We start from the raw sequence: 25,859 nt of genomic DNA on the forward strand, positions 1-25,859 counted from the left end.
GGGGGGGGTGGGGGGGGGGGTCCCCCGGCGTGGGGGGGCGGGGCCCCCCCCCCCACCCGGCCCGGCCCGGACGACGGCCCGACCGTCCCGACCACCACAGCCGGCCACCACCGCCTCCGGGAGGCCCAGCAATGCCCGTAGTCACCGATCCGTACACGCCCGGCACCCCGTGCTGGGTCGACCTGATGGCGAGCGACCAGCAGGCCGCGCTCGACTTCTACCGCGACCTGTTCGGCTGGCAGGGCGAGGTCGGCCCGGCCGAATTCGGCGGCTACGCCGTGTGCCTGCTCAACGGCCGGCCGGTCGCCGGGATCATGGCGCAGATGGCGCCCGAGGGCCAGCCCGTGCCGCCCGTCGCCTGGACCACCTACCTCGCCTCGGACGACGCCGACGCGGCCCGGACCTCCATCACGGAGGCCGGCGGCACCGTCCTGTACGACCCGATGGACGTCGGCACGATCGGGCGGATGCTGGTCGCCGCCGACCCGACCGGCGCGGTGTTCGGGGTCTGGCAGGCGATGGACTTCATCGGCGCGGGCGTGGTCAACGAGCCCGGCGCGCTGGTCTGGAACGAGCTCAACACCGCCGACACCGGGACGGCCGGCAGCTTCTACCAGCCGGCCCTCGGGCTGCGCCCGGCCACCATCCAGGGCATGGACGGCTACTTCTCGCTCAACGTCGGCGAGCGCACGGTGGGCGGCATGCAGGCGATCCCCGGCTACCTGGCGCCCGGCACGCCCTCGCACTGGATGACCTACTTCTCGGTGGACAGCGCCGACTCCACGGTGGACGCCCTGGTCAAGGCCGGCGGCTCGGTGATCCAGCCGGCCTTCGACATGCAGTCCGGCCGGATGGCGGTGGTCCAGGACCCGCAGGGCGCGGTCTTCGCGGTCGTCGAGCCGCCCGAGGCGCAGATGCCCGACTCGCCGTAACCCCGTGCGGTCCCGTCCCGGTCCCACCCCGGCCCGGCCGGGCCGCCGGAAGCCGCCCTTCCCGCGACGCGCCGCCGGGAAATGGGCGGCTTCCCCCCGTTCCCGGGTAAGACTGCACCCATGCTGGGGCTACCGGACGACATCCGTGCTTTCCTCTTCGACCTCGACGGGGTGCTCACCCAGACCGCGAAGGTGCACGCCGCGGCCTGGAAGGACACCTTCGACGCCTTCCTGCGCGCCGAAGCCGCCCGCACCGGCGGGCAGTTCGTCCCCTTCGACGCCGTCACCGACTACGACACCTACGTGGACGGCCGCCCGCGCCTGGACGGCACCCGCGCGTTCCTGCTCGCCCGGGGCATCGAACTGCCCGAGGGCACCCCGGAGGACCCGCCCAACTCCCGTACCGTGCAAGGGATCAGCCGGGCCAAGAACGACACCGTGCTGCGGCTGATCCGGGAGCGGGGCGTCCAGCCGTACCAGGGCTCGGTGGACTATGTGCACCGGCTGCGCGCGGCCGGGCTGCCCAGCGCCGTGGTCTCCTCCAGCGCCAACTGCCGCGACGTGCTGCGGGCGGCCGGGATCGAGGAGCTGTTCGAGGTGATCGTGGACGGCAACGTCGCCAAGGCCGAGGGCCTGCCCGGCAAGCCCGCCCCCGACACCTACCTGTACGCCGCCCGCGCCCTCGGCGTCGAACCCGCCCGCGCCGCGGTCTTCGAGGACGCGCTCGCCGGGGTCGCCTCCGGCCGGGCCGGCGGCTTCGGCGCGGTGGTCGGGGTGGACCGCACCGGCCAGGCCGCCGAACTGCGCCGGGACGGCGCGACCGTGGTCGTCCAGGACCTCTCCGAGTTCCTGGGGGAGGGGGGAGCGTGAGCGAGCGCAGCGAGCGAATCATCGAGAGGCGCGTGTGGGCGAATGCCCCTGCCGAGCGCAGCGAGGTGGGCGCATGAGCCCCGGGGACAACTTCGCGATCGACCCGTGGCAGATCACCGAACAGGGCCTCGACCTGGCCTCGATGGCCCGCGCCGAGTCCGTCTTCGCGCTGTCCAACGGGCACATCGGCCTGCGCGCCAACCTGGACGAGGGCGAGCCGCACGGCCTGCCCGGCACCTACCTCAACGGTGTCTTCGAGCTGCGCCCGCTGCCGTACGGCGAGGGCGGCTACGGCTACCCGGAGTCCAGCCAGAGCGTCATCAACGTGACCAACGGCAAGATCATCCGGCTGCTGGTGGACGACGAGCCCTTCGACCTGCGCTACGGCGAACTCGTCAGCCACAAGCGCTGGTTGGACTTCCGCGAGGGCCTGCTGCACCGCGAGGCCGAGTGGACCTCCCCGGCCGGGCGGACGATCAAGGTGCGCTCCTCCCGGCTGGTCTCGCTCACCCAGCGCGCGATCGCCGCCGTCGAGTACAGCGTCGAGGCGGTGGACGGCCCGGTGCGGATCGTGCTCCAGTCCGAGCTGGTCGCCAACGAGCAGCTGCCCGGCGGTCCCGAGGGCGACCCGCGGGCCGCCGCGGTGATGGAGGCGCCGCTGCAGCCCGAGGCGCACCACGCCAGCGCCACCAAGGCCGTTCTGGTGCACCGCACCCGCTACAGCGGCATCCGGGTCGCGGCCGGGATGGACCACATCATCGAGGGCCCGGAGAAGTCCGACACCGTCGCCGAGTCCGAGGCCGACCACTGCCGGATCAGCGCTACCACCGTGCTCAAGGCCGGCCAGCGGCTGCGGCTGACCAAGTTCATCGCCTACGGCTGGTCCGGCACCCGCTCGCTGCCCGCCGTCCGGGACCAGGTGGAGGCCGCGCTGACCGCCGCCCGCTACACCGGCTGGGACGGGCTGGTCGCCGAACAGGCCGCGTTCCTCGAGGAGTTCTGGGCGACCAGCGACATCGCGATCGAGGGCGACGTCGAGCTCCAGCAGGCCGTCCGGTTCGCCGTCTTCCACGTCCTGCAGGCGGGCGCCCGCAGCGAGGAGCGGGCCATCCCCGCCAAGGGCCTGACCGGGCCCGGCTACGACGGGCACAGCTTCTGGGACACCGAGACCTTCGTCCTGCCGGTGCTCACCTACTGCCTGCCCGCCGCCGTCAACCAGGCCCTGCGCTGGCGGCACACCACCCTGCCGCTGGCCCGCGAGCGGGCCGTCCAACTCGGCCTGTCCGGCGCGGTGTTCCCGTGGCGGACGATCCGCGGCGAGGAGTGCTCCGGGTACTGGCCGGCCGGCACCGCGGCCTTCCACATCGGCGCCGACATCGCCGCCGCCGTCGCCCGCTACGTCCGGGCCACCGGCGACGCCGAGTTCGAGCGCGAGTACGGGCTCGAACTGCTCGTCGAGACCGCCCGGATGTGGCGCTCGCTCGGCCACCACGACGTGTCCGGGAGGTTCCGCATCGAGGGCGTCACCGGCCCCGACGAGTACAGCGCCGTCGCGGACAACAACGTCTTCACCAACCTGATGGCGCAGAGCAACCTGCGGGCCGCCGCCGAGGCCGCCGTCCGCCACCCGCACGAGGCCTCGCTGCTCGGCGTGGACACCGAGGAGACCGCCGCCTGGCGCGACGCGGCCGCCGCGATGTACATCCCGTACGACGAGGACCTCGGCGTCCACCCGCAGGCCGACGGCTTCACCCACCACCAGGTCTGGGACTTCGAGCGGACCCCGCCGGAGAAGTACCCGCTGCTGCTGCACTTCCCGTACTTCGACCTGTACCGCAAGCAGGTGGTCAAGCAGGCCGACCTGGTGCTCGCCATGCAGGTCCGAGGCGACGCCTTCACCGACGAGCAGAAGGCCCGCAACTTCGCCTACTACGAGCGGCTGACCGTCCGGGACTCCTCGCTCTCCGCCTGCACCCAGGCGGTCATCGCCGCCGAGGTGGGCCAGCTCGACCTCGCCTACGACTACACGGCCGAGGCGGCGCTGATGGACCTGCACGACCTCGGCGGCAACACCCGGGACGGCCTGCACATGGCCTCGCTCGCCGGGGCCTGCATCGCCCTGGTGGCCGGCTTCGGCGGGCTGCGCGACCACAGCGAGACGCTCTCGTTCCGGCCGCGGCTGCCGTCCGGGCTGATGCGGCTGAGCTTCTCGCTGCTGGTGCGCGGGCACCTGCTCGGCGTCGAGATCACCCATGAGCGCACGACGTACACGCTGCGCCGCGGCGAGGTCCTCCACCTGCGGCACGACGGCGAGGCGGTGCAGGTCGAGTCCGGTTCCCCGGTCACCCTGGCGACCACCGTCCCGCCCGCGCAGGAGCGGGTCGCCCAGCCCCCGGGCCGCGAACCCGGCCGCCGCCAGCCCCAGGCCGGCCTCGCGGCCGGCAAGCTCGGCCAGCAGGACCACCTGGCGGCCGAGTAGCCCGTACCCCGCTCACTCCTTCGGCCCGCCCCGGCTGCGCCCGCCACCTCCCCGGCGGAGGGTGCAGGTGTCCCGTGGCGACCGAAGGAGCACAGCCGTGGTGAGCGTGGCCGAACAGATGGTGGAAGTGCTCCGGCAGGCCGGGGTGGAGCGGGTCTACGGCGTCGTCGGAGACAGCCTCAACCCCGTCGTGGACGCGATCCGCCGGGCCGACGGCATCAGCTGGGTGCACGTGCGCAACGAGGAGGCCGGCGCCTTCGCGGCCGCCGCCGAGGCCGAACTCTCCGGCCGGCTCGCGGTCTGCGCCGGGTCCTGCGGCCCCGGCAACACCCACCTGATCCAGGGCCTGTACGACGCCCAGCGCAGCGGCCTGCCCGTGCTCGCGCTCGCCTCCCACATCCCGTCCGGGCAGATCGGCACCGGCTTCTTCCAGGAGACCCATCCCGAGCGGGTGTTCACCGACTGCAGCAACTGGTGCGAGATGCTCTCCACCCCCGCCCAGCTGCCCCGCCTGCTGCGGGTCGCCGTCCAGCACGCGCTGGGCTCGCACGGCGTCTCGGTGCTCGCCTTCCCCGGGGACGTCGCCGCGCTCCCGGCCGCCGCACCCACCGGCACCAGCCACTTCCTCACCGAGGAGGCCGTCGCCGCGCCGCCCTGGTCCCAGGTGCAGGAGCTGGCCCGGCTGCTCAACGCGGCCCGCAAGGTGGTCCTGTTCTGCGGCGCCGGGGTGCGTGCGGCGCACGCCGAGGTGATGGCGGCCGCGCAGGCCCTGAACGCGCCGATCGGCCACTCCCTGCGCGGCAAGGAGTGGATCCAGTTCGACAACCCGTACGACGTCGGCATGAGCGGACTGCTCGGCTACGGCGCCTGCCACGAGGCGCTGCACTCCGCCGACCTGGTGCTGCTGCTCGGCACCGACTTTCCGTACGACTCCTTCCTGCCGCAGGCGCACACCGTCCAGGTCGACCACGATGCCACCCGGCTCGGCCGCCGCACCCCGCTCGACCTGGCCGTCCACGGCGACGTGGCCGCCACCCTGCGGGCCGTGCTGCCGCTGCTGGACGCCACCCGGGACCGCGCCTTCCTGGACGGGATGCTGCGCAAGCACTGCCGGGCGCTGGAGGACGTGGTCGGCGCGTACACCCGGGACATCGAGAAGCACCTGCCGATCCACCCCGAGTACGTCGCCTCGGTGCTGGACGAGGTGGCCGCCGAGGACGCGGTGTTCACCGTGGACACCGGCATGAACAACGTCTGGGCCGCCCGCTACCTCCAGCCCAACGGCCGCCGCCGGGTGATCGGCTCCTTCCTGCACGGCTCGATGGCCAACGCCCTCCCGCACGCGATCGGCGCCCAGCTCGCCTGTCCGGGGCGGCAGGTGGTCGCGATGGCGGGCGACGGCGGGATCGGCATGCTGCTCGGCGAGCTGCTCACGGTGGCCAAGCACCGGCTGCCGGTGAAGACGGTGGTCTTCAACAACGGCGCACTGGGCATGATCAAGCTGGAGATGCTGGTCTCCGGCTACCCGGAGTCCGAGATCGACAACGGGGACGTGGACTACGCCGGGATCGCCCGGGCGATGGGCATCCAGGCCAAGCGGGTCACCGAGCCGGCCCGGGTCCGGGAGGCGCTGGCGGAGGCGCTGGAGCGGCCGGGCCCGGCGCTGGTGGACGTGGTCACCGACCCCAACGCGCTGTCCATCCCGCCGCACATCACCGCCGCCCAGCTGAAGGGCTTCGCCCTGGCGGCGGGCCGGACGGTGCTCTCGGGCGGCGTCGGGCGCATGGTCGACCTGGCCCGGAGCAATCTGCGGAACATCCCGCGGCCGTGAGCGCCGGGACGCGGACCCCTCGGGACTCTTGCCTCTGAGGCAAATTTCTTGCCTCTGCGGCACGCCGGGTGTCCACTGGACACATGACCAGCAGCTCCACCGGTGCCGCCACGACCGGCGAACAGCTCGACGACCAGGAGGTCGCCGGACTCGCCGCCCGCCTCCGTGAGCACCGGCTCAGCAGTCGCCTCACGCTGGAGGTGGCCGCCGGACGGGTCGGACTCTCCCCAGCCTATCTGTCCCGGCTGGAGACCGGCCGACGGCAGCCCTCGCTGCCCGTCCTGCTCGGCCTCGCCCGCGCGTACGGGACCTCGGTCTCCGGCCTGCTCGGCGAGACCCTCGCCGAGCCGGACCCGATCGTCCGCGGCGGCGCCATCGAGCCCGGCCGGGCCGGCGGCTGGGGCTACCGGCGGGCCGGCGCCCCCGGTCGCGCCATGCAGGCCCTGCGGGTGCACGTCCCGCCGGGCGTGCAGGACTCGGTGGTCCGGGTCCACCCGGGCGAGGAGTGGTTGTACGTCCTGAAGGGCGCGCTCCGGGTCACCCTCGGCGACCGCGTCCACCAGCTCGGGGTGGGCGACTCCGCCCACTACGACTCGCTCACGCCGCACTGCATCGCCGCGGAGTCGGACAGCGGCGTCGAACTGCTCTTCGTCCACACCCTGCTGCAGAGCCCCGGCGGCGAACTCTGCCTCGGCGGCGGCCCCGCCGCCGTTCACTGACCAGCCGTCAGAACACCCCGGAGGAGATCACCATGGCCGATCCCACCACCACCGCCACCCCGGCCGGTGCCGCTGACACCGCCGCGGGTCCGAAGACCATGGACGCCGGCAAGTGGGCCAACAAGCGCGTCTACCACCGCCTGGTGATCTACACCGCCGGCATCCACATCTTCGCCGGCTTCATCATCCTCCTGTTCGAACTGGGCAGCCGCAACAAGTAGTTCGAACCCCTGACCGTCCGCCCGCCCCCCACCCCCGAGGGAGGCGGGCGGACCCCCTCCCCGAACCGGCCCCGCGACCGACCTCGCTCAGGCCCCGCGCAGCAGCTCGCACAGGGCCCGGACGGCCCCGGCGAAGGCGTGCTCCGGCGGGGTGGCGTAGCCGATGACCAGGGCGGGCGGGGCTTCGGCGGTGGCCGGGGTGACGCGGTGCCGGGTGAGGCCGCCGAGGGAGAGGCCGGCCTGCTGGGCGCGGGCGACGAGTTCGGCTTCCGGGGTGGAGCCGGGCGGCAGCTGGAGCACGGCGTGCAGGCCGGCCGCGATGCCGGTGACCCGGACGTGCGGGGCGTGTTCGGCGAGCGCCGAGACCAGGTGGTCGCGCCGGCGCCGGTAGTGCAGGCGGCAGCGCCGCACATGGCGGTCGTAGGTGCCGGAGGTGATCAGTTCCGCCAGCGTCAGCTGGTCCAGCACCGGGGACATCGTGTCGGCCAGCGCCTTGAGCCGGGCGACCGGCTCGACCAGCGCGTCCGGCAGGGCCAGCCAGGCCAGCCGCAGGCCCGGTGCGAGGCTCTTGGCGGCCGTTCCGGCGTACACCACCCGCTCCGGGTCCAGCGCCTGCATGGCGCCGAGCGGCTGCCGGTCGTAGCGGAACTCGCCGTCGTAGTCGTCCTCGACGACGTACCGGTCGTGTTCCCGCGCCCACCGCACCGCCTCCGCCCGCCGGTCGGCGGAGAGCGCCGCGCCGGTGGGGTACTGGTGGGCCGGGGTGAGCAGGACGGCGCCCGCCCGGCTGTCGAGCCGGTCGACCAGGGCGCCGTCCGCGTCCAGCGGCACCGGGGCGGTGGCCAGCCCGGCGGCCCGGGCGACCGCGTGCTGCGGCGGCAGCCCGTACTCCTCGACGGCCAGAGCGCGGGCGCCGCGTTCCCGCAGGGCGGCGCAGAGCAGGCCGAGGCCCTGGGTGACGCCGGTGCAGACGAGCAGGTGGTCGGGGTCGGTGCGGACGCCGCGGACCCGGGCCAGGTAGTGGGTGAGCGCCTGCCGCAGTTCGATCCGGCCGAGTGGGCTGCCGTAGTCGAGGGCCTCGTGCGGTGCGGTGGCGAGGGCGCGGCGGGCGGCGGCGAGCCAGGCGGTGCGGGGGAAGAGCGAGAGGTCGGGCCGTCCGGACATCAGGTCGTACCGGGCGGTCGGGCGCCTCGGCGACGGTCGGGGGGCCGGCCGCCGGCCCTGGGGCGGTTCCGGCGCGGTCCGTCGGGCGACGGTGGTTCCGGAGCCCTGCCGGGAGCTGAGCCAGCCTTCCGCGGTGAGCTGGCCGTACGCCTCGACCACGGTGTTGCGGGCGATCCCGAGGTCCTCGCCGAGCGCCCGGGAGGACGGCAGCCGGGTGCCGGGGGCGAGCCGCCCGTCCTGGACGGCCTCGCGCAGCGCGTCCTCCAGGGCGGCCCGCAGCCCGGCGCCGGCGGCCCGCCGCTCGGTGAGGTCCAGGTGCAGGTCGCCGCCGAAGGTGGTCCAGGAGGTGGTCCGGGAGGTGCTCACAGCCCCCATTCTCGCGTGGCGGGGCGGCGGGGTGCCGGGGGTCGCCAGGTGGTGCCGGCGGGCTCCTCGACGGTGGTGGGGGCGGTGCGGGTGGTCACGGTGTCCTCCCGGTCGGTTAGCGTCCGTCACCGGACCGACGGACCCCGACGCGAGGATGTGACAGGGTGAGCGAGGAAATCCCCCCGGCCGCACCGGCCGAGCCTGCCGAACTGGCCGAACTGGCCCGGCGTTTCGAGGCGGAGCGCCCCCAACTGCGGGCGGTGGCCTACCGGATGCTCGGGTCGATCGCCGAGGCCGAGGACGCCGTCCAGGAGGCCTGGCTGAAGCTGGGCCGCAGTGACGCGGGCGGGGTGCGCAACCTCGGGGCCTGGCTCACCACGGTCGTCGGCCGGGTCTGCCTGGACCAGTTGCGCTCCCGCGCCTCCCGCCGGGAGGACCCGATGCCCGAGCAGGAGGACCGGGTGCGGCTGCCGGACCCGGTGGTCGGCGGGCTGTCGGCGCTGGACCCGGTGCACGAGGTCCTGGTCGCGGACTCGGTCGGGATCGCGCTGATGGTGGTGCTGGAGACGCTCTCCCCGGCCGAGCGGGTGGCCTTCGTGCTGCACGACATGTTCGAGGTGCCCTTCGACGGGATCGCCGAGGTGCTGGGCCGCACCTCCGCCTCCACCCGGCAGCTGGCCAGCCGCGCCCGCCGCCGGGTCCGGGGCGCCACCCCGGCCGCGGACTCCGACAACGCCCGCAAGCGCACGGTGGTGGAGGCCTTCCTGAGCGCCGCCCGGGGCGGCGACTTCGACGCCCTGCTGACCGTGCTCGACCCGGACGTGGTGGCCCGGTCGGACGGCGGCACGCTGGTGCCGAGCGCGCTGCGCCGCGGTGCGGCGGACGTCGCCTCGCAGGCGATCACGTTCGCCCGCTTCGCCGCCGAGGGCCGGATCGTCCTGGTCAACGGCTCGCCCGGGGTGGTGTCCTTCGCCGAGGGCCGTCCGCTGTCGGTCATGTCGTTCACCGTCCACGGGGGCCGCATCACCGCGCTGGACATCCTCACCGATCCCGTCCGCCTGGCCGCCCTGGGCCTCACGGCGTGACCGGTCGGGCCGCCCGGCGGGCTGCCGGGCGGCCCGGTCCCGGGATCAGGCCAGCCCGCCCGCGGCCCGGAGGTTCTGTCCGGTGAGCCAGCGCCCTTCGGGCCCGGCCAGGAAGGCCACGACGTCGGCGATGTCCTCGGGCCGGCCGAGGCGGCGCAGCGGGGTGAGGCCGGCCACGCGGTCGAGGGCCTCGGGCGGGTTGGTGCCGCGCAGCAGGTCGGTGTCGGTGGCGCCGGGCGAGACGGTGTTGACGGTGATCCCGCGCGGACCCAGTTCGACGGCGGCCACGGCGGTGAGCTGCTCGACGGCGCCCTTGCTGGCGGCGTACGCGGCGATGCCGGGGACGGGCCGGACGGTGTTCACCGTCGAGATGTTGACGATCCGTCCGCCGTCGCGCATCCGGCGGGCGGCGTAGCGGACGGTGGTGAAGGCGGTGCGGGTGTTGACCGTGAACAGGGTGTCGAGGTCCGCGTCGTCCAGCTCGGCCAGCGGGGTCGGGGTGAAGGCGCCGGCGGCGTTGTTCACCAGGACGTCCAGTCCGCCGAGCCGCTCCTCGGCCTCGGCCATCAGCCGCTCGGCGGCACCGGCCTCGCCGAGGTCGGCCCGCAGCGCCCAGGCACGGCCGCCCTCGGCCTCCACGGCACGGACGACCTCGGCGGCGGCCCGCTCGTCGTGGGCGTAGCCGAGGACGACCTGCGCGCCGTCGCGGGCCAGCCGCCGGACGACGGCCCGCCCGATGCCCCGCGAGCCGCCCGTGACGACCGCCGCCTTCCCCGTGAGCGGGGCCGGCCCGCCCTGTTCCTCAACCACGTTTCCTCCACGTCCTGTTCGCCGTCGTTTCCCGGGCCACTGTCGCACGCGCGCTACCGTGCCGCCCATGGCGAACTTCGTGCCGTTGGCGGGCGCCCGGCCCGGGGCGCGGGCCCTGGCCGGGGTGGTCCGGACGGCTCAGAGCGACAGGTAGACCGCGCTGCCGACGCCGGCCAGGAAGCAGTAGAGCGCGAACGGCGTCAGGCTGCGGGTCTCGAAGTACCTGGTGAGGAAGCGCACCGAGACGTAGCCGGCCACGAAGGCGGCGAGGCTGCCCGCGAGGACCGGGCCGAGCACGCCGGAGTTCTCCGGCTTGAACAGCTCCGGCACCTTCAGCACCGAGGCGGCCAGGATGACCGGGGTGGCGAGCAGGAAGGAGAACCGGGCCGCGTCCTCGTGGTGCAGTCCGCGCAGGATGCCGGCGCTCATGGTGACGCCGGAGCGGCTGATGCCGGGGAACAGCGCGAGGATCTGCGCGGCGCCGATCCAGGCGCCCTGCCCGTAGCCGAGCCGGGTCAGCCGGTGGTCGGAGGCGATCGCCGGGTCCGCGCCCGGCTCGTCGTCGGCGGCGGCGGTGATGCGTCCGGCCCGGCGGCGGCCGGTGCCGCCGCGCTTGAGCCGCTCGGCGCCGAGCAGCACGAGGCCGTTGAGGGCGAGGAAGACCGCGGCCGGGACGGGCTTGCCGAGCGCGTTGCGCAGGGCCTTCTCCAGCACCAGGCCGGCCACGCCGACCGGGATGGTGGAGAGGACGAGCAGCCAGGCGAGCCGCTCGTTGCGGGTCTCCACCCGGCGGTGCCGGATCGAGCCGAACAGCCCGTCGACCACCCGGACCCAGTCCTTGCGGAAGTAGACCACCAGCGCGAGCGCGGTGGCCAGGTGCAGGGCGACCAGGGCGGCGAGGTACGAGGAGCCCTCGGCGGTCATGTCGAGGTCGTGCTGGATCCTTCCGCCGACCAGGGCGGGCAGCAGGATGCTGTGGCCGAGACTGGAGACCGGGAAGAGTTCCGTCACGCCCTGGAGCAGGCCGACGCCTATCGCTTCCGGGTAGGTCAGGGTCGACATCGCGCACCTTCGCTCGGGGGTCGGTGGCCGCCCGGATCCGGGGCCGTCGCGAAGCTACTACGGGCATGTAGACGTTCGCCAACCCCGCCGTCGGAAGTTCACCGACCGTACGGCTGCGCGACACCGGGGCCGAAATGACCGATCAGCGCCGCCGCCACGGAGGCCAGGACGGTGGCGGACGGGACGGTCCGGTGCGCGGCGTCGCCGAACAGCACGAGGGCGGTCACCGCGGCCGGTGTGCCCGCCAGCGGCAGGGCGACGGTCAGCGCGGCGAGCAGACGGGGGCGGGGGCGGGGCGCGGGGTCCGGGTGGGTCACGGCGGTCTCCTTCGGGCTCGACCCGCGCCACGATGCCGCCTCCCGCAGCGTCAGGTGCAAGTCCTTTTCCGCCGCCGCCGACGTGGGGCCGGCTGCCGTCGGTCCTTCCTCAGGTTGCCGCGACCCGCCGCCACCCCGGCCCGTCCGCGGCCACCGGCGCGGCCGCGAAGTCGTAGCGCAGCAGGTCCGGTCCGAGCGCGAGCAGCGAGATCGAGGAGGAGCCCCAGATCCGTCCGTCGCCGAAGTCCCGCCGCTGGACGAGCGCGGCGTCCGCGTCCGGGGCCAGCCCGTCCCCGGCGACGATCGGCAGCCACCCGCCCCAGGCCGCCTCGGCCGGTCCGCCGGCGGTCGGTCCGGGCCGGGGCACGGCGGTGAAGCGGGACCGGAAGTGGGCGGCCCGCGCGGCCATCAGGGCGCGGATCCGCTCGGAGGCGGTCCGGCCGGCCGCCAGGCCCTCCAGCCCGTCGTTGAGCACCACGCTCAGGCCGGACGGCAGTTCGCGCTCCTCCAGCCGCCCGCCGCCCCAGCTGAACACCCGGGCGCCGTCGGCCCGGGCCAGGACGAGGTGGAACGGGTCGTACGGGGTGAGGTCGAGGTGGCCGATCCCGCCCTCCCGGAGGGCGGTGAGCGGCAGCCGGCCGCGGGTGCGCCGGGCGTCGGCGGGGGCGAGCGGGCCGAAGCCGTTCAGCAGGCAGGCGGCGGTGCGCCGGCCGGGGTCGACGGCCAGCCAGGTGCCGCCGGCCGCGAGGTCCAGTCCGCCGAGCAGTTCCGGACGGTCCGGCCAGTGGTGGCCGGGCGGCAGCCAGGCGCGGCCCAGGTACTCGTCCCGGACGGACAGCAGCAGCACCGGGACGGCCGCTCCGGGCTCGATGCTGACGAACGCCGTGCACACGACCGTGCCCCCTGACCTCGACCTTCGGCGACCTCCTGCCGACGATCCCCTGCCAGCGATCCTCGCACGGTCGTTCGTACGCCGGAAGTAGCCGGAAGTAGCCGGAAGCAGCCGGAAGCAGCCGGAAGTGGCCGGGACGTGCCCGGGAAGTGGCCCAAGGAACGGGTGGCCGAACGCACCAGGACGCCAGGCCACCGCGCTCCTAGGCTGGCGGCCATGACGACGAACGAGACGACGGCCGTGACGACCGGCACGCACGGGGCCCCGGTGCCCGCCCCCGAGCAGCGCCTGCTGATGCACAAGCTCGCCCCCGCCTACTACCAGGCGATGATCGCCGTGGACCGGGCCTCCCGGGAGGGCCTCGACCCGGTGATCGCCGAGCTGGTCAAGGTGCACGCGTCGATGATCAACGGCTGCGCCTTCTGCATCGACATGCACTCCACCGACGCCCGCAAGCACGGCGAGCAGGACCACCGCCTGGTCTCCCTGCCGGCCTGGCGCGAGACCCCGTGGTTCACCGCCCGCGAGCGCGCCGCCCTGGCCCTCACCGAGTCGGTCACCCTGCTGACCCGGGGCCACGTGCCGGACGCCGTGTACGCGGAGGCCGCCGAGCAGTTCGACGAGACCGAGCTGGCCCAGCTGATCGCGCTGATCGCCACCATCAACGCCTGGAACCGGATCGGCGTGTCCACCCGCATGAGCCCGGCCGCCAGGTGAGCGCCGCGGACCCCGCCGTCGGGCGGGAGAGGGCCCGGCTGCTGCGCGAGCTGCACCGCCCGGGCGAGCCGCTGGTGCTGGCGAACGCCTGGGACGTGCCGAGCGCCCGGCTGGTGGCCGCCGCCGGGGCGCGGGCGGTGGCGACGGCCAGCGCGAGCGTGTCCTGGTCGCTGGGCAGCGCGGACGGCGGCGGCGCCGACCCCGAGCAGGTGCTGGCCCGGACCGCCCAGGTGGTCCGCGCGGTCGACCTGCCGGTCACCGCGGACCTGGAGGGCGGCTACGCGGACACCGCCGCCGGCGTCGGCGGGACGGTCGCCGCGCTGATCGCCACCGGCGCCGTCGGGGTGAACCTGGAGGACGAGGGCCGTCCCCCGGAGGAGGCCGCCGAGCGGATCGCGGCCGCCAGGGCCGCGGCGGACGCGGCCGGCGTGCCGCTCTTCGTCAACGCCCGCACCGATGTCTTCCTGCACGGGATCGGCGCCCCGGAGGGCCGGTTGGACGACGCGGTGCACCGGCTGCGGGCGTACGTCGCGGCGGGCGCGGACGGGGTGTTCGTCCCCGGGGTGGCCGACCCGGAGACCATCGCCGCCCTGGTCGCGGCCGTCCCGGCGCCGCTGAACGTGCTGGCCGGTCCCGGCTCCCCGGCGGTCGCCGAACTCGCGAAGCTCGGCGTGGCCCGGATCAGCCTGGGCCCGGGCCTGGCCGAGGTGGCGTACGCGGCGGTCCACCGGGCCGCCCGGGAGGTGTACGGGAGCGGCACGTTCGGCGCGTTCGCCGAAGGGCTGAGCTACCCGGAGCTCAACCGGCTGTCCGCGGGCTGAGCCCCGCGGCCCGGGTGCCGCGCGTCGGGTGTCGCCCGTCGAGTGCCGTGGGCGGCCGACCGTTCGGGGGTCGGCCGGCCGCCCACGGGCCGGTCGCCGGGCGGGTGCGCCACCGGGCCGTCCGGTCACCCGGCCACCCGGCCACCGACCGCCCGGTCACCTGATCGGCGGTCGATCAGTTGAGGACGTGCCCGCTGAGCCCCGGGTGGTCCAGCTGGTTGGTCCCGATCGCCTCGATCTCGTTGGCCGGCTTGCCGACCAGCGGGAGCGTGCCCACGGTCCTCAGGGCGAGGTCGGCGGGAGAGACTTCGAGCCCGTCGGTGAGCCCGCCGGTGACGTCCGGGGAGGAGGCGGTCTGGGTGGTGGCGGAGGCCGCCGGGACGGCGAGGGCGAGGCCCGCCATGGTGAGGGCGGCCAGGGTGGCGAGTTTCTTCATGCCCTGGCGAACGACCCGGACCGCCCTCAGGTAACCGGCCGGCTCAGACCGTCACCCACAGGGTGCGCACGCTGTTGCTGACGAACGAGGCGATCGGCTCGTTCGTCCGCCCCTGCGCCGGGGCCAGCCCGGGGAAGCGGGCGAACAGGTGCCGCAGCGCCGTCTCGGCCTCCAGCCGGGCGAGCCCGGAGCCGAGGCAGAAGTGCGGGCCGTGGCCGAGCGACAGGTGCTTGGCGGGCTGCCGGGTCAGGTCGAAGCGGTCCGCGTCCGGGTAGTGCCCGGAGTCCCGCCCGGCCGCCGCGTACGAGGCCAGCAGCGCCTCGCCGCGCCGGATCACCACGTCGCCGACCGCGATGTCCTCGGCCGCGTAGCGCAGCGGGAACTGCCCGACCGGGGAGTCGAAGCGCAGGGTCTCCTCGACCACCGCCGACCACGGCTGTTCCCCGTCCAGGACGAGCCGCAGCTGGTCCGGGTGCGCGAGCAGGGCGCGGACGGCGTTGGTGATCAGGTTGAGCGTGGTCTCGTGCCCGGCGACCAGCATCAGCAGCAGGGTGCCGACCAGCTCGGCCTCGCTGAGCCGCTGCCGGTCGAGGGGGTGGCCGGCCTCGCGGACCGCGATCAGGTCGCTGGTCAGGTCGTTGCCGGGCTCGGCCCGCTTGGCCGCCACCACCGAGGCCAGCAGCGCGTTCAGGCCCCGCTGCGCGGCCAGGGCCGCCGCCGGGGTGGCCGAGCTGGAGACCATGGTGTCGGAGAGCTCGTGCAGTTCGTCCTGCTGCTCCAGCGCGAGGCCGAGCAGTTCGCCGATCACCTGCATCGGCAGCGGGTAGGCGAAGTGCCGCCGCAGGTCGAACGCGCCCTCCAGCTTCGCGACCTCGTCGAGCAGCGCGATCGTCCGGGCCTCGACGGCGGGGGCCAGGTCGGCGATCCGGCGCGGGGTGAAGGCCTGCGAGACCAGCCCGCGCAGCCGCCGGTGGTCCTCGCCGTCGGCGGTGACCATGCCGGGGACGGCGATGAAGTTGAGCAGCGGCCAGCCCTCCGGCAGCCGCCCCTCCCGGAAGGTGTTCCAGAGCCGGGCGTCCTTGCCGACCCGGGGGTCGGCCAGCAGCGACTGGAGGGTGTCGTGGTGGGTTACCGCCCAGACCACCACCCCGCCAGGGAGCTCCACCAGGACCGCGGGGCCGGCCGCGCGGAGTCGGGCGTTCTCGCCGTGCTGGTCGCGGCCGAAGGGGTCGAGTCTGATGGGCTCGGCGCGGGTTCCGGCGTCGGTGGTGGTGTCCATGCGGGCCTCTCGGGGGCTGGCGGGCGGGGCGGGGTGAAGGCGCTGTAGAGCACCGGGAGGGCGGTCAGGGCCCGGGACCACGGGGACGGGCGCCAGGTCAGCTCTCCTGCCGGTACGGCCAGTTGGAGGTCGGGGAGACGGTGCAGCAGGGTCTCGACGGCGGTCTCGACGATGATCCTGGCCGGGTGCTGGGCCGGGCAGACGTGCCGGCCCGCGCCCCACGCCAGGTGCGCCCGGTTGCCGCCGAGCGAGCCCTGGGCGGCGGCGGACACGCCCTGCGCGGCCGGGTCGGCGTTGGCCGCGGCCAGGCCGAGGACGAGCATGTCGCCGGCGCTGATGTACTGGCCGCCGAGCACGGTGTCGCCGGTGGCCCAGCGGCCGGGGAAGTTCTGCGTCGGCGGGTCGCGCCAGAGCACCTCCTCCAGCGCGTCGGAGACGGTCAGCCGTCCGCCGGTGAGGGTGGCCCGGAAGCGCCGGTCGGTGAGCAGCAGCCGCAGGGTGTTCCCGGTCCAGCAGATGGTGGTCTCGTTCCCGGCGACCATCATCACCACCAGGTGGTGCACCGCCTCCTCGTCGGTCAGCGCGGCCGGGTGGGCCAGCAGCCAGGAGGTGAGGTCGGCGCTGGGCGTGGCCCGGCGGCGCCGCACCAGGTCGACCAGGACCGCCTGGAACTCCTGGTTGGCGCGCACCGATTCGGCGCCGCTGTCGGCGATGTGGTGGATCAGCCGGATGAGGTGCGGGCCGGCGTCGGCGGGCAGGCCGAGCAGCTGGGTGAAGACCAGCAGCGGCAGCCGGCGCGCGTACTGGGCGACCAGGTCGGCGGTGCCGTCCGGGCCCCAGCCGTCGATCAGCCCGTTGGCGGCGGCCTCGGTGGTGCCGCGCAGCTGGCGGTGGTCGATCTGGGCGAGGGTGTCCGAGACGGCGCAGCGCAGCCGCTGGTGCTCGGCGCCGTCCAGGTTGAGCAGGGTGGGCCGCCAGGAGGTCATCGGCAGCAGCCGGGAGTCGGCCGCCAGCCGGCCCTCGGCGGGCACCCGCCAGCGGCGCGAGTCCTTGGAGAACAGCGCCTCGTTGCGGGTGAGTTCGAGCAGCTCGGCGTAGCCGAGGACGAGCCAGGCCTCGACCCCGGGCTCCAGCTCGATGGGGGCGACCGGCCCGTAGCGCTCGCGCAGCCGGGCGTACAGGCCGTGCGGGTCCTCGGCGACGGCCGGGCCGTACAGCGGCGTCAGCGGGACGCCCACGGGCAGTCCGCCGGGCAGGCCGGTGCCGTGGGCGACCGGGCACCCGGCGGCGCCGGGGGGTTCGGGGGTGGTCATCCCTGGAGCTCCAGGATCGAGCTGCGGTGCAGGTGGTCGACGAAGTCGATCAGCAGGTCGTAGGACTGCCGGCGGTCGCGTGCGTCGCAGTGCAGGATCGGCACCTCCGGCAGCAGGTCCAGCGCCGAGCGCAGTTCCTCCTCCGGGTAACCCGGGGTGTCCGGGAAGGTGTTGACCGCGACCGCGAACGGGATGCGCTGCTCCTCCAGCCGGCCGAGCACGTCGAAGCTCTCGTCCGGGCGGCGCAGGTCGACCATGGCGATGGCGCCGAGCGCGCCGCGCGACAGGTCGTCCCAGAGCGGCCAGAACCGCTGCTGCCCGGGCGTGCCGAACAGGTACAGCGCGAGCCGCGAGTTGAGCGTGATCCGGCCGAAGTCCAGCGCCACCGTGGTGGTGGTCTTGCCGGGGCGCCCGGTGAGGTCGTCGATGCCCGCGCTGGCGGCGGTCATGGTCTCCTCGGTGCGCAGCGGGGTGATCTCGCTCAGCGAGCCGACCAGGGTGGTCTTGCCCACCCCGAACGGACCGGTGACCAGGATCTTGACCGCGCCCTGCACCGAGGAGGGCAGGTACTGCGGTCCGTCGGCGGCACCGGCCGCGTCGGTTGCGTCCGGGGCGTCGGGGACGGCTTCAGCGGAGTTGGCGGAGGCCAACGAGCACCTCCTCCAGGAGGGTTGCGGGCAGGCGTTCGGCCTGCGGGACGGGCGGGAGCACCTGCACGGCGCCGAGGTCCCACAGGTCTCCGACCAGCACCTTGACGACGCCGAGCGGCAGCCCCAGGTGGGCCGCCACCTCGGCGATGGACAGCAGGCTGTGGCAGAGGTCGAGGATGCGCCGGTGCTCGCGGTTCAGCAGCGGGTGCTCGGGCAGGTCCGGCGGGTCGGGTAACGCGCTGACCAGGCTCTCCAGGGCCAGCTCGGCCCGGGTGGAGCGGCTGCGCCCACCGGTGATGACGTACGGCCGGACCGGGCCGCTCACCGGTGGCCCCCCGCCGCGTGGTCGACGCGCGGCGGGCTGGTGAGGTGGGTGCCGATCCGCTCGACCAGGACCTGCATCTGGTAGGCGACCAGGCCGGCGTCGACCGCCTCGCTGGTCACCACGGCCAGGTGCGCGCCGGCCCCGGCGGCGACGACGAAGAGGTAGCCGCCGCCGTACTCGATGATGATCTGGCGGGTGGCGCTGCCCGGCCCGCCGAAGCCCGTCGCGACGCCGCGGGCCAGCGACTGCAGTCCGGAGCAGGCGGCGGCGAGCCGTTCGGCGTCGTCGCGGGCGATGCCGGCGCTGCGGCCGATCTCCAGGCCGTCGTTGGAGACGACGACGGCGTGCTGGACCTGCGGGACGGCGATGATGTCGGCGAGCAGCCAGCCGAGATCAGGGGTGGTGGTCATGGAACTCTCCGGAGCGCTGGGGAAGTCGGGGGGAAGCGGGAAGGGAAGGGTCGGACTGGGCCTGGGCCCGGGCGGCGGTACGGCCGCTGGCGGTCCCGGCCTGGAACATCGCCATGAACGCCTGCGCGTCCCGGGCCGAGCGGTAGGGCGGCGCGGGCTGCGGTGGGGGAGCGGCGTGCTGGGCGGGGCGGCCCGTGCGGCCGCGCCGGTGGCTCCGGCGGGGCAGCGGGGGCGGGGTGTCGCCGGTGGCGGCGTGCCGGCCGGACGGCGGGGTCTCCAGCAGGGGGTGACCGACGGGGGAGGCCGGTCGGGGGCCGGGGTTGAACGCCCGGTCGTCCGGCCCGAGGCCGGGGACGGTGGGCGGCAGCGGCTCGGTGAGCAGCGCGTTGGGCAGCAGCAGGACCACGCGCACGCCGCCGTACGGCGAGGGCGCCGAGCTGAGCGTGACCCGGAAGCCGTACTGCTCGGCGAGCCGGCCGACCGCGGCCAGGCCCAGTTGCGGGACCTCGCCCAGCCGGGAGACCTCCAGGGTGCTGCCGCCGGCCAGTGCGGCCGCGGCCTTGACCACGGCCTGTTCCGGCATGCCGACGCCGCCGTCGTCGATCTCGATGACGGCGCCGTTGTGCACCGGCATCAGGGTGACGAACACCTGGGTGCTGGGCGGGGAGTAGCGGGTGGCGTTGTCCAGCAGTTCGGCGATCGCGTGGATCAGCGCCTCGGCGGCGGCGCCGACCACCGCGGTCTCGGTCCGGCTGCGCACCACCACGCGCTGGAACGGCAGGATGCGCGACTGGGCGCCGCGGACGACGTCCTCCAGGGGGACCGGTTCCGGCCAGTGCCGTCCGGCCCGCGCGCCGCACAGCACGGCCAGGGTCTGGGCCAGCCGGGCCTGTTGGGCGGCGGCGTGGTCGGCCTTGAGCAGGCCCTCCAGCAGGGCCGGGTCGTCGTGGGTGCGCTCCATCTCGTCCAGCAGCGCCTGCTGGTCGTGGGCCATCACCAGGATCCGGCGGGCGACGCTGAGGAAGGCCCGCTGGGTGGAGGCGGTGTGTTCCTGCTCCTGCTGGACGGCGGCGAGGTCCTCGCCGCGGCGGGAGAGTTCGGCGGCCAGTTGCTCCTGGAGGGCGGCGAGTTCGCCGTGCAGCCGGTCGGCGCGGCGGCGCTGGGTGACGGACACGGCGCGGTACCGCGCGGTGGCCACGAGGGCGAGGACGGCGAGTACGCCGGTTGCCGTTACGGACCACTGAGTCATCGTCACGCCGCGAATTCTAGGGTGATGATCCTACGAAGGTGTGAACGGATCTCGCCAAGTGACCGGATCTCGTCAATATCGAGTCAATTCGGCGCCAATCGGCACTCGTTCGACCCCGATCCCTGCGCCTGACGAGCCAGGGGAGCAGCCCGGCCGGCACCGGTGGGAACGCCGGAATCGAGCCCGACGGCCGGATCGCGTTCCGCGATGTGTGGGGCCCGTGTGCACGGTGTTACGGAAGGGGCGTCGTCCGGTGCAGGAGCAGCAGAGCCACGTCGTCCGGCCGGGACCGCCGCTCGGTCACGTTCAGGGTGAGCAGATCGGCCAGCCGCTCCAGCGCCGGTGCCGGGCCGATCCGCCCCGGACCCGTCTGCCGCGCCCACAGTTCGAGCCCGCCGAGCATCCGCTGCACCGACTCGTCGTAGTCCTCCTCGCGGTCCTCGACCAGCCCGTCGGTGTACGCCAGCAGCGTCTCCCCGACCGCCAGCCGCTCCACCGCCAGCGGGTACGGCTGCTCCGGGTCCACCCCCAGCGGCGGCCCGCCCGGCAGCTCCAGCTCGACGGCCGCGGCGTCGGCGGTGATCCGCACCGGCGCCGGGTGCCCGGCCCGGGCGGCGGTCAGCGCGCCGTCCGCCGGATCCAGGGTCAGGTAGAGGCAGGTCGCGAACAGCTCGGTGTCCAGCTCGGCCAGCAGCCGGCTGGTGCGGGTCAGGGTGGCGGCCGGGTCGTGCCCGTCCGTCGCGTACGCCCGCAGCCCGCTGCGCAGTTGGCCCATCACCGCGGTGGCCTCGGCGTTGTGGCCCTGGACGTCGCCGATCACCAGCCCGATCCGGCCCTCCGGCAGACGCAGCAGGTCGTACCAGTCGCCACCGATCTGCATGCCCTCGGTGCTCGGCAGGTAGCGGGCGGCAGTGGCGATCCCGGACAGCCGGGGCAGGGTGCGCGGGAGCATCGCCCGCTGCAGCTCGGAGGCCCGGTGGTGGTGGGTGTCGTACAGCCGGGCCCGCTCCAGGGACTGCGCCAGGATGCCGGCGAAGGCCGAGTACAGGGTCCGGTCCTCGCGGCTGAACACCCGCTCGGCGGCGAAGGTGATCAGGCAGGAGCCCACCTGCTGCCCGGAGGCGACCAGCGGCAGCACCGCCCAGGCGGCCGGGGCGAGCGGATCGCGCCGGGAACGGGCCGCCGAGGGTTCGCTGAACAGCGGGGCGGAGCGGGCCAGCGACCGCTGCATCACGCCCTCGGACAGGTCCGCCAGCCGGGTGAGTTCGGTGCGGCGCGGGCCCCCGTACACGGTGTGCGAGACGGGCAGCAGCCGGCCCGCGTCCACCAGGTCCAGGACGATGCCGGCGGCGCCGAGCGCCGGACGGGCGACGTCGGTGACGGCCGTGGTGACGTCCCGGACGGTCACCGCCCGGGACAGCGCCCGGGTGAGCGTCAGCAGCAGTGCCGTCCGGGCGGCGGCCGGGGAGTTCCGCTCCTCGGCCGGCGGCTGCTCCCGGTAGCCGGCCTCGGCCAGCAGCCCGGCGATCCGCACCGGCCGCCCGTGCACGTCCAGCATCACCTCGCCGGACTCCTCGACCCGGGCGGGCCGGCCGCCGGGCCGCAGCACCCGGTAGCCGATCCGGTAGCGGCCCCCGGTGGCCAGCGCCTCGGCGAGCGCGGCCTGCACGTCCGGCAGGTCCTCCGGGTGGACCAGCCGGTCCAGCTCGGGGGCGGCGCCGTCCGGGGCGGCCGGGCGGCCGGTCACCCGGAACGCCTCGGCGTCCCAGTAGCTCTCGCCGGTGACCAGGTCGCGCTCGAAGGCGCCGTGCCCGGCGGCCCGCACCGCCAGCGACAGCAGCGGGTGGGCCGGCCCGGCCGGGTGGCCGTCCGCCGCCCGCGGACCCTCGGGCAACCGGACGCCGTAGGGTGCGCGGGTGCCGTGCGGCAGATGGGCGTCGGCGTGGTCCAGCAGGTGCGAGAGCCGGTGGGCGCAGGCCTCGGCGACGGTCTCCAGGACGTCCAGGTCGCGGCGCGGGACGGTGCCCCGGTGGGCCAGCGCGAGGGCGAGCACCCCGATCGGCCGCTCGTCCACGACCATCGGCAGGGCGATCACGGCGACCATCCCGGTGCCCAGACCGGCGTTCGCGTTCGGGTAGTCGACGCTGGTGTGCTCGGGGCTGAGCAGGTACGGGCGGCGCAGCCGCAGGGCCATCGCGGCGGGCAGCTCCCCGGCCGGATCGACCACGCCGTAGCGCTCGTGCGCCCAGTCCGGCAGCCCGTGCGAGGCGGTCAGCCGGAGCATCCCGGTGGAGTCCAGCAGGTACAGCGCGGACCCCTCGCCGGTGATCCAGCTCGGGCCCTCGGCCAGTACGGTGCCGAGCAGCTCGGCGGCGCTGGTGCAGCCGAGCAGCAGGCGCACGCAGCGCATCGCACTGCGCGCGGTCGGACTGTCGGCGGGCTCCAGGGGCACTGACCCTTAATACCCCATTTCCCCAAGCGGTGAATGGTTCCTCAAGAGGTGAACGGGGACCGGGCCGTCGCACCGGCACCGGCATCGGCATCGGCACCGGCACCGGCACCGGAGAGGTGGCCGTCCGCGCCGGCGGCTGTCCGGGCGCGGCCCGGCGCGGGAAGCCGGTCCGGCCGGGCTGTCCGCGCGCGGGCGGTGCCGCCCTCCGGTCCGTGCGGGCCGGCCTCCTACGCGGGCCAGGCGCGGAGGCCGGTGGTGAGGGTGGTGATGAGGCGGTCGTGGGTGGTGGCGAGGTCCTCGGCCAGCCGGAAGCCGCCGGCGGTGGTGAGGGAGGCGAAGCCGTGGGCGAGGGAGCGGACGGTGCGGGCGGCGTGGATCGCCTCGGAACCGTCGAGGCCGTACTCCCGCAGGACGGCGATGATCACGCCGACGAGCCGGGCGCCCGCGCGGGCCAGGTCGTCGTCGGGCTGCGGGGCCTGGGGGAGGGCGTTGTAGCGGTGCGGGTGCGCGGTGGCGTACGCGTGGTAGGCGCGCAGCACGGCGGCGACGGCATCGTCCCCGCTGCGCCCGACGGCCGCCTCGGCCAGCCGGTCGGCCAGGTCCCCGGTGACCCGTACGGCGATCAGCAGCCGCAGTTCGGCGAGGCCGCCGCTGACGTGCTTGTACAGCGAGGGAGTGGCGACCCCCGCCCGGGCGGCGACGGAGGCCAGCGTGAGGGCCTCGGAGCCCTGCTCGTCGATGAGGGCGAGGGCGTGGTCGACGACCTGGTCGGGGGTCAGTCCTACGCGGGGCATGGGTTCGGGCTCTCCGTACGGATGACGTCGGGTGGATCGGGCGGGTTCGGGCAGGAGCGGGCGGTGGGGACGGGCGGGGCTCAGCCGAGCTCGGCGAGGAACGGCAGCAGGGCGTCGGCGGTGGCCGTCGGGTTGTCGGCCATCGGGTAGTGCCCGGACCCCTCGATCATCACCTTGCGCGCGCCGAGCGCGGCGGCCTGCCGGTCGGCGACGAGCTCCGGCTTCGGGAAGTCGGGGTCCTTGCTGCCCATGACCACCAGCGCCGGGCACCGCACCGCGGCCGTCCAGCCGACCGGCGCCGAGTCGCCGTGGACGTACCCGCGGGTGGCGGTCTTCCGCCCCGGGGTGCGCAGCGCGGCGACCAGTCCGTCCACGTACGCGTCGAAGTCGGCGGGCTTGGCACCCGGGAAGGCCATCCGGCGCAGGTAGAAGCCCCAGGAGGCCGGCCAGTGGACGAGGGCGGCGCCCATCAGGCCCATGGCGCCGCGCATCAGGGCGCCCGGCGGCGGGTTCTCGACGAAGGCGTTGAGCAGGACGATCCCGGCGACCCGCTCGGGCGCGTCCCCGGCGGCCCTGACGACGGTCGCCCCGGTGTAGGAGTTCCCGGCGAGGACGGCGCGCTCGATGCCGAGGTGGTCGAGCAGGGCGAGGACGTCGCCGGCGATGGCGGCCGGGCCGTAGTCGTCCCACTCGACGGAGGACTCGCCGAAGCCCCGCAGGTCCACGGTGACGACGCGGTGGCCGGCGGCGACGAGCAGCGGGCGCAGGTGCCGGTAGGCGGCCCGGCTGTCGAGCATGCCCGGGAGCAGGACGACGGGGGTGCCGTCGCCCTGCCGGGTGTCGTCGAAGGCGATCCGGCCGCCGGGAACGGTCAGGTACTGGGTGCTCGGGGTGATGGTGCCGTTCATGGGGGTCCTCCTCGGGCCGCCGGTGCGGGGCATCGGCGTGCGGGCCGATAGCCATAAAGCTAAGGCTAATAGCCTTAGCTGTCAAGCGAACGGCCGGGTGAGGGATGGAGCGGAAGGAGCGGAAGGGGTGGAAGAGGCGATCAGACTCCCTCCACCTTGAACGGGTCGTGCTCGCTGAGCAGCTTCTCCAGCCTGGCCTGGTCCACCCGGGTGACCATCTCGTTGGACTCCTGCCGGTCCCGGATCACCTTCGCCAGCGTGAACGCCGAGGTGACGGTGTAGAGGAGGCCGATCCCGAGGAAGGCCCTGGTCCATCCGCCGACCGGCAGGTAGGCGATCCCGACGGCGAGGGCGACGCCCGACAGGGCGAAGGAGAGGACGGCCTGGATGTGGTACGCGGCCGTGGTGCGGGTCTGCATCGATGTGCTCATGGCGCCAGGATGTGGCCGCCCGGACGGGGCGCACATGAGTAGGAGTACTCAGATGGGGCCGTGCGCGAGGGAGGTGTTCGCCGGTGTCGTTCGTTGACGTCCGATCACTTTGCCCTAGGCTGCTCCGAACGGATGGCTTGGAATCAGAGCCTCCTAGGATTAACGTTTGATAACGCAGCGCGGTTGTCAACGCCGTACCCAGACGGCACCGTGCGCCGTCGCCTAATCCCGCCGACCCGCCTCCGGGCAGGTCAGGGAGCCGGGGAACCACGTTCCTTGGGGTGAATCGGCGGGGCTCCGGCCCAGCCGTAGGAGACCTTCCTGCTCCGAACCCGTCAGCTAACCCGGTAGGCGCGAAGGAAGGAAAGGAGCGCGCCTCCGTGGCGTCGACGCACACCCCGGCACACCCGGCCGGCTTCGCAGCCGGTACCCAGCTCCTCGACCACCCCGGCACGGACGGCCCCGAGGCCTTCGGCCCGGAGGACTTCCCCGCGGAGGTCGAGACCAACCGCCACCGGATGCCGCGTCAGACCCGCGGAGCCTCCCCACTGCTCGGCGTCACCGCCGTCGCCGCCACCCTGGGCGCCACCGGCTTCGCCTCGGCGACCCCGGCCGCCGCCCCCGCCGTCGAGGCCCCGGACGAGACCCCGGTCGCCCTCTCCGCCGACCCCGGACTCGCGCTCGCCGCCCGCATCCAGCACCAGGCCGACAGCCAGCGCACCGCCGCCGAGGAGACCGCCCGGCTCCAGGCCGCGCAGGAGGCGGAGGCCAAGGCCGTCGCCAAGGAGGCCGAGGCCAAGCGCGCCGCCGAGGAGGCCGAGCGGGTCAAGGCCGCCGCCCTCACCCTCCCGGTGAAGGACTACCGGCTCTCCGCCCACTACGGTCAGAGCGCCCGCTACTGGGCCAACCTGCACACCGGCCTGGACTTCGCCGCCGACACCGGCACCCCGGTCTACGCGCTCGGCCAGGGCACCATCACCTCGGCCGGCTGGGCCGGCTCGTACGGCTACCGGATCGTCGAGACCCTGCCCGACGGCACCGAGATCTGGTACTGCCACCTCTCCTCGATCACCAAGGGCTCCGGCAAGGTCGCCCCCGGCCAGCAGATCGGCAAGGTCGGCGCGACCGGCAACGTCACCGGGCCGCACCTGCACATGGAGGTCCGCCCCGGCGGCGGCGCCCCGGTCGACCCGGAGCCCTGGCTCCAGCAGCGCGGCCTCAACCCCTGACCCGCGCGAGAAACCCGGCGCACCCGCGAGAGGCCCGCGCACCGGCGCGAGAAACCCGACGCGCACGCGAGAAGGCCCCGGCCCGGAGCAGCGGCTC

General features: G+C 74.9%; 26 protein-coding genes and 1 riboswitch. Of the genes, 10 read left to right on the forward strand and 16 right to left on the reverse strand.

The window, feature by feature from the left end:
- Positions 1–131: 131 nt before the first annotated feature.
- The 6 genes from ACFVVA_RS30225 to ACFVVA_RS30250 all read left to right on the forward strand — a co-directional run bounded on the left by ACFVVA_RS30225 (position 132) and on the right by ACFVVA_RS30250 (position 7,052).
- A complete protein-coding gene (locus ACFVVA_RS30225; RefSeq protein WP_387693942.1) occupies positions 132–932 on the forward strand; it encodes a VOC family protein in 801 nt (266 codons plus the stop codon).
- A gap of 120 nt (positions 933–1,052) precedes the next feature.
- On the forward strand, positions 1,053–1,802 hold the full coding sequence (locus ACFVVA_RS30230) for an HAD family hydrolase (RefSeq protein ID WP_387693943.1): 750 nt from the start codon (positions 1,053–1,055) through the stop codon (positions 1,800–1,802).
- Positions 1,803–1,875: 73 nt separating this feature from the next.
- Positions 1,876–4,281, forward strand: coding sequence for a glycoside hydrolase family 65 protein (locus ACFVVA_RS30235; RefSeq protein ID WP_387693944.1), 2,406 nt, complete (start codon positions 1,876–1,878; stop codon positions 4,279–4,281).
- Positions 4,282–4,399: 118 nt separating this feature from the next.
- Positions 4,400–6,112, forward strand: coding sequence for a pyruvate dehydrogenase (locus tag ACFVVA_RS30240; protein ID WP_387693957.1), 1,713 nt, complete (start codon positions 4,400–4,402; stop codon positions 6,110–6,112).
- 83 nt (positions 6,113–6,195) lie between these two features.
- Positions 6,196–6,831: an XRE family transcriptional regulator gene (locus tag ACFVVA_RS30245; RefSeq protein ID WP_359897928.1), complete on the forward strand. Its 636-nt coding sequence runs from the start codon at positions 6,196–6,198 to the stop codon at positions 6,829–6,831.
- 32 nt (positions 6,832–6,863) lie between these two features.
- Entirely contained in the window at positions 6,864–7,052 is a 189-nt protein-coding gene (locus ACFVVA_RS30250) for a DUF6126 family protein (RefSeq protein WP_359897927.1), read from the forward strand.
- 87 nt (positions 7,053–7,139) lie between these two features.
- On the opposite strand, the gene ACFVVA_RS30255 is transcribed toward ACFVVA_RS30250, so the two are convergent.
- Positions 7,140–8,582, reverse strand: a complete 1,443-nt coding sequence (locus ACFVVA_RS30255) for a PLP-dependent aminotransferase family protein (RefSeq protein ID WP_387693945.1) — start codon at positions 8,580–8,582, stop codon at positions 7,140–7,142.
- Between the two features lie 164 nt (positions 8,583–8,746).
- On the opposite strand from ACFVVA_RS30255, the gene ACFVVA_RS30260 reads away from it, so the two are divergent.
- Positions 8,747–9,667, forward strand: a complete 921-nt coding sequence (locus tag ACFVVA_RS30260) for a sigma-70 family RNA polymerase sigma factor (protein WP_387693946.1) — start codon at positions 8,747–8,749, stop codon at positions 9,665–9,667.
- A 45-nt stretch (positions 9,668–9,712) separates the two neighbouring features.
- Here the strand turns inward: ACFVVA_RS30260 and ACFVVA_RS30265 are convergent, their stop codons facing one another.
- The 4 genes from ACFVVA_RS30265 to ACFVVA_RS30280 all read right to left on the reverse strand — a co-directional run bounded on the left by ACFVVA_RS30265 (position 9,713) and on the right by ACFVVA_RS30280 (position 12,748).
- Entirely contained in the window at positions 9,713–10,477 is a 765-nt protein-coding gene (locus tag ACFVVA_RS30265) for a glucose 1-dehydrogenase (protein WP_387693947.1), read from the reverse strand.
- A gap of 138 nt (positions 10,478–10,615) precedes the next feature.
- Positions 10,616–11,539 (reverse strand): undecaprenyl-diphosphate phosphatase, encoded by a 924-nt coding sequence (locus tag ACFVVA_RS30270; protein WP_387693948.1) that lies wholly within the window; start codon positions 11,537–11,539, stop codon positions 10,616–10,618.
- 98 nt (positions 11,540–11,637) lie between these two features.
- A complete protein-coding gene (locus tag ACFVVA_RS30275) occupies positions 11,638–11,856 on the reverse strand; it encodes a hypothetical protein (protein ID WP_380547324.1) in 219 nt (72 codons plus the stop codon).
- Positions 11,857–11,965: 109 nt separating this feature from the next.
- A complete protein-coding gene (locus ACFVVA_RS30280) occupies positions 11,966–12,748 on the reverse strand; it encodes an NRDE family protein (protein ID WP_387693949.1) in 783 nt (260 codons plus the stop codon).
- Positions 12,749–12,964: 216 nt separating this feature from the next.
- Between ACFVVA_RS30280 and ACFVVA_RS30285 the strand changes: the two genes are divergently transcribed.
- Both ACFVVA_RS30285 and ACFVVA_RS30290 read left to right on the forward strand, forming a co-directional pair.
- Positions 12,965–13,465 carry a carboxymuconolactone decarboxylase family protein gene (locus ACFVVA_RS30285; protein WP_387693950.1) on the forward strand — a complete coding sequence of 167 codons (501 nt, stop codon included), beginning with the start codon at positions 12,965–12,967 and terminating at the stop codon, positions 13,463–13,465.
- Entirely contained in the window at positions 13,462–14,286 is an 825-nt protein-coding gene (locus ACFVVA_RS30290; RefSeq protein ID WP_387693951.1) for an isocitrate lyase/phosphoenolpyruvate mutase family protein, read from the forward strand. The genes ACFVVA_RS30285 and ACFVVA_RS30290 overlap by 4 nt, the downstream gene beginning before the upstream one ends.
- Positions 14,287–14,461: 175 nt before the next feature.
- Here the strand turns inward: ACFVVA_RS30290 and ACFVVA_RS30295 are convergent, their stop codons facing one another.
- The 11 genes from ACFVVA_RS30295 to ACFVVA_RS30345 all read right to left on the reverse strand — a co-directional run bounded on the left by ACFVVA_RS30295 (position 14,462) and on the right by ACFVVA_RS30345 (position 24,533).
- The gene (locus ACFVVA_RS30295) at positions 14,462–14,722 is read right to left on the reverse strand and encodes a hypothetical protein (protein WP_387693952.1); all 261 of its coding nucleotides are present in this window, start codon (positions 14,720–14,722) and stop codon (positions 14,462–14,464) included.
- A gap of 43 nt (positions 14,723–14,765) precedes the next feature.
- Positions 14,766–15,962: a cytochrome P450 gene (locus ACFVVA_RS30300; RefSeq protein WP_387693959.1), complete on the reverse strand. Its 1,197-nt coding sequence runs from the start codon at positions 15,960–15,962 to the stop codon at positions 14,766–14,768.
- Positions 15,851–17,314 (reverse strand): cytochrome P450, encoded by a 1,464-nt coding sequence (locus ACFVVA_RS30305; protein ID WP_387693953.1) that lies wholly within the window; start codon positions 17,312–17,314, stop codon positions 15,851–15,853. Before ACFVVA_RS30305 ends, ACFVVA_RS30300 begins: the two co-directional genes overlap by 112 nt.
- On the reverse strand, positions 17,311–17,964 hold the full coding sequence (locus ACFVVA_RS30310) for an ATP/GTP-binding protein (protein WP_380354874.1): 654 nt from the start codon (positions 17,962–17,964) through the stop codon (positions 17,311–17,313). Before ACFVVA_RS30310 ends, ACFVVA_RS30305 begins: the two co-directional genes overlap by 4 nt.
- A complete protein-coding gene (locus tag ACFVVA_RS30315; protein WP_359897915.1) occupies positions 17,942–18,289 on the reverse strand; it encodes a DUF742 domain-containing protein in 348 nt (115 codons plus the stop codon). Before ACFVVA_RS30315 ends, ACFVVA_RS30310 begins: the two co-directional genes overlap by 23 nt.
- Positions 18,286–18,699 carry a roadblock/LC7 domain-containing protein gene (locus tag ACFVVA_RS30320; protein ID WP_359897914.1) on the reverse strand — a complete coding sequence of 138 codons (414 nt, stop codon included), beginning with the start codon at positions 18,697–18,699 and terminating at the stop codon, positions 18,286–18,288. The genes ACFVVA_RS30315 and ACFVVA_RS30320 overlap by 4 nt, the downstream gene beginning before the upstream one ends.
- Positions 18,683–19,948, reverse strand: coding sequence for a sensor histidine kinase (locus tag ACFVVA_RS30325; RefSeq protein WP_387693960.1), 1,266 nt, complete (start codon positions 19,946–19,948; stop codon positions 18,683–18,685). Before ACFVVA_RS30325 ends, ACFVVA_RS30320 begins: the two co-directional genes overlap by 17 nt.
- A 232-nt stretch (positions 19,949–20,180) precedes the next feature.
- Positions 20,181–22,400, reverse strand: coding sequence for a SpoIIE family protein phosphatase (locus ACFVVA_RS30330; RefSeq protein WP_387693954.1), 2,220 nt, complete (start codon positions 22,398–22,400; stop codon positions 20,181–20,183).
- Positions 22,401–22,627: 227 nt separating this feature from the next.
- Positions 22,628–23,194, reverse strand: coding sequence for a TetR/AcrR family transcriptional regulator (locus ACFVVA_RS30335; RefSeq protein ID WP_387693955.1), 567 nt, complete (start codon positions 23,192–23,194; stop codon positions 22,628–22,630).
- Positions 23,195–23,274: 80 nt separating this feature from the next.
- Positions 23,275–24,102, reverse strand: a complete 828-nt coding sequence (locus tag ACFVVA_RS30340) for an alpha/beta fold hydrolase (RefSeq protein ID WP_387693956.1) — start codon at positions 24,100–24,102, stop codon at positions 23,275–23,277.
- A gap of 140 nt (positions 24,103–24,242) precedes the next feature.
- Positions 24,243–24,533, reverse strand: a complete 291-nt coding sequence (locus tag ACFVVA_RS30345) for a YiaA/YiaB family inner membrane protein (RefSeq protein ID WP_359897908.1) — start codon at positions 24,531–24,533, stop codon at positions 24,243–24,245.
- Positions 24,534–24,742: 209 nt separating this feature from the next.
- Positions 24,743–24,901, forward strand: a riboswitch (cyclic di-AMP (ydaO/yuaA leader).
- A 12-nt stretch (positions 24,902–24,913) separates the two neighbouring features.
- Here ACFVVA_RS30345 and ACFVVA_RS30350 point away from each other — a divergent pair.
- Positions 24,914–25,762, forward strand: a complete 849-nt coding sequence (locus ACFVVA_RS30350; protein WP_359897907.1) for a M23 family metallopeptidase — start codon at positions 24,914–24,916, stop codon at positions 25,760–25,762.
- Positions 25,763–25,859 lie beyond the last annotated feature (97 nt).

Source organism: Kitasatospora sp. NPDC058048 (assembly GCF_042885555.1).
GTDB lineage: Bacteria > Actinomycetota > Actinomycetes > Streptomycetales > Streptomycetaceae > Kitasatospora > Kitasatospora lactacystinica.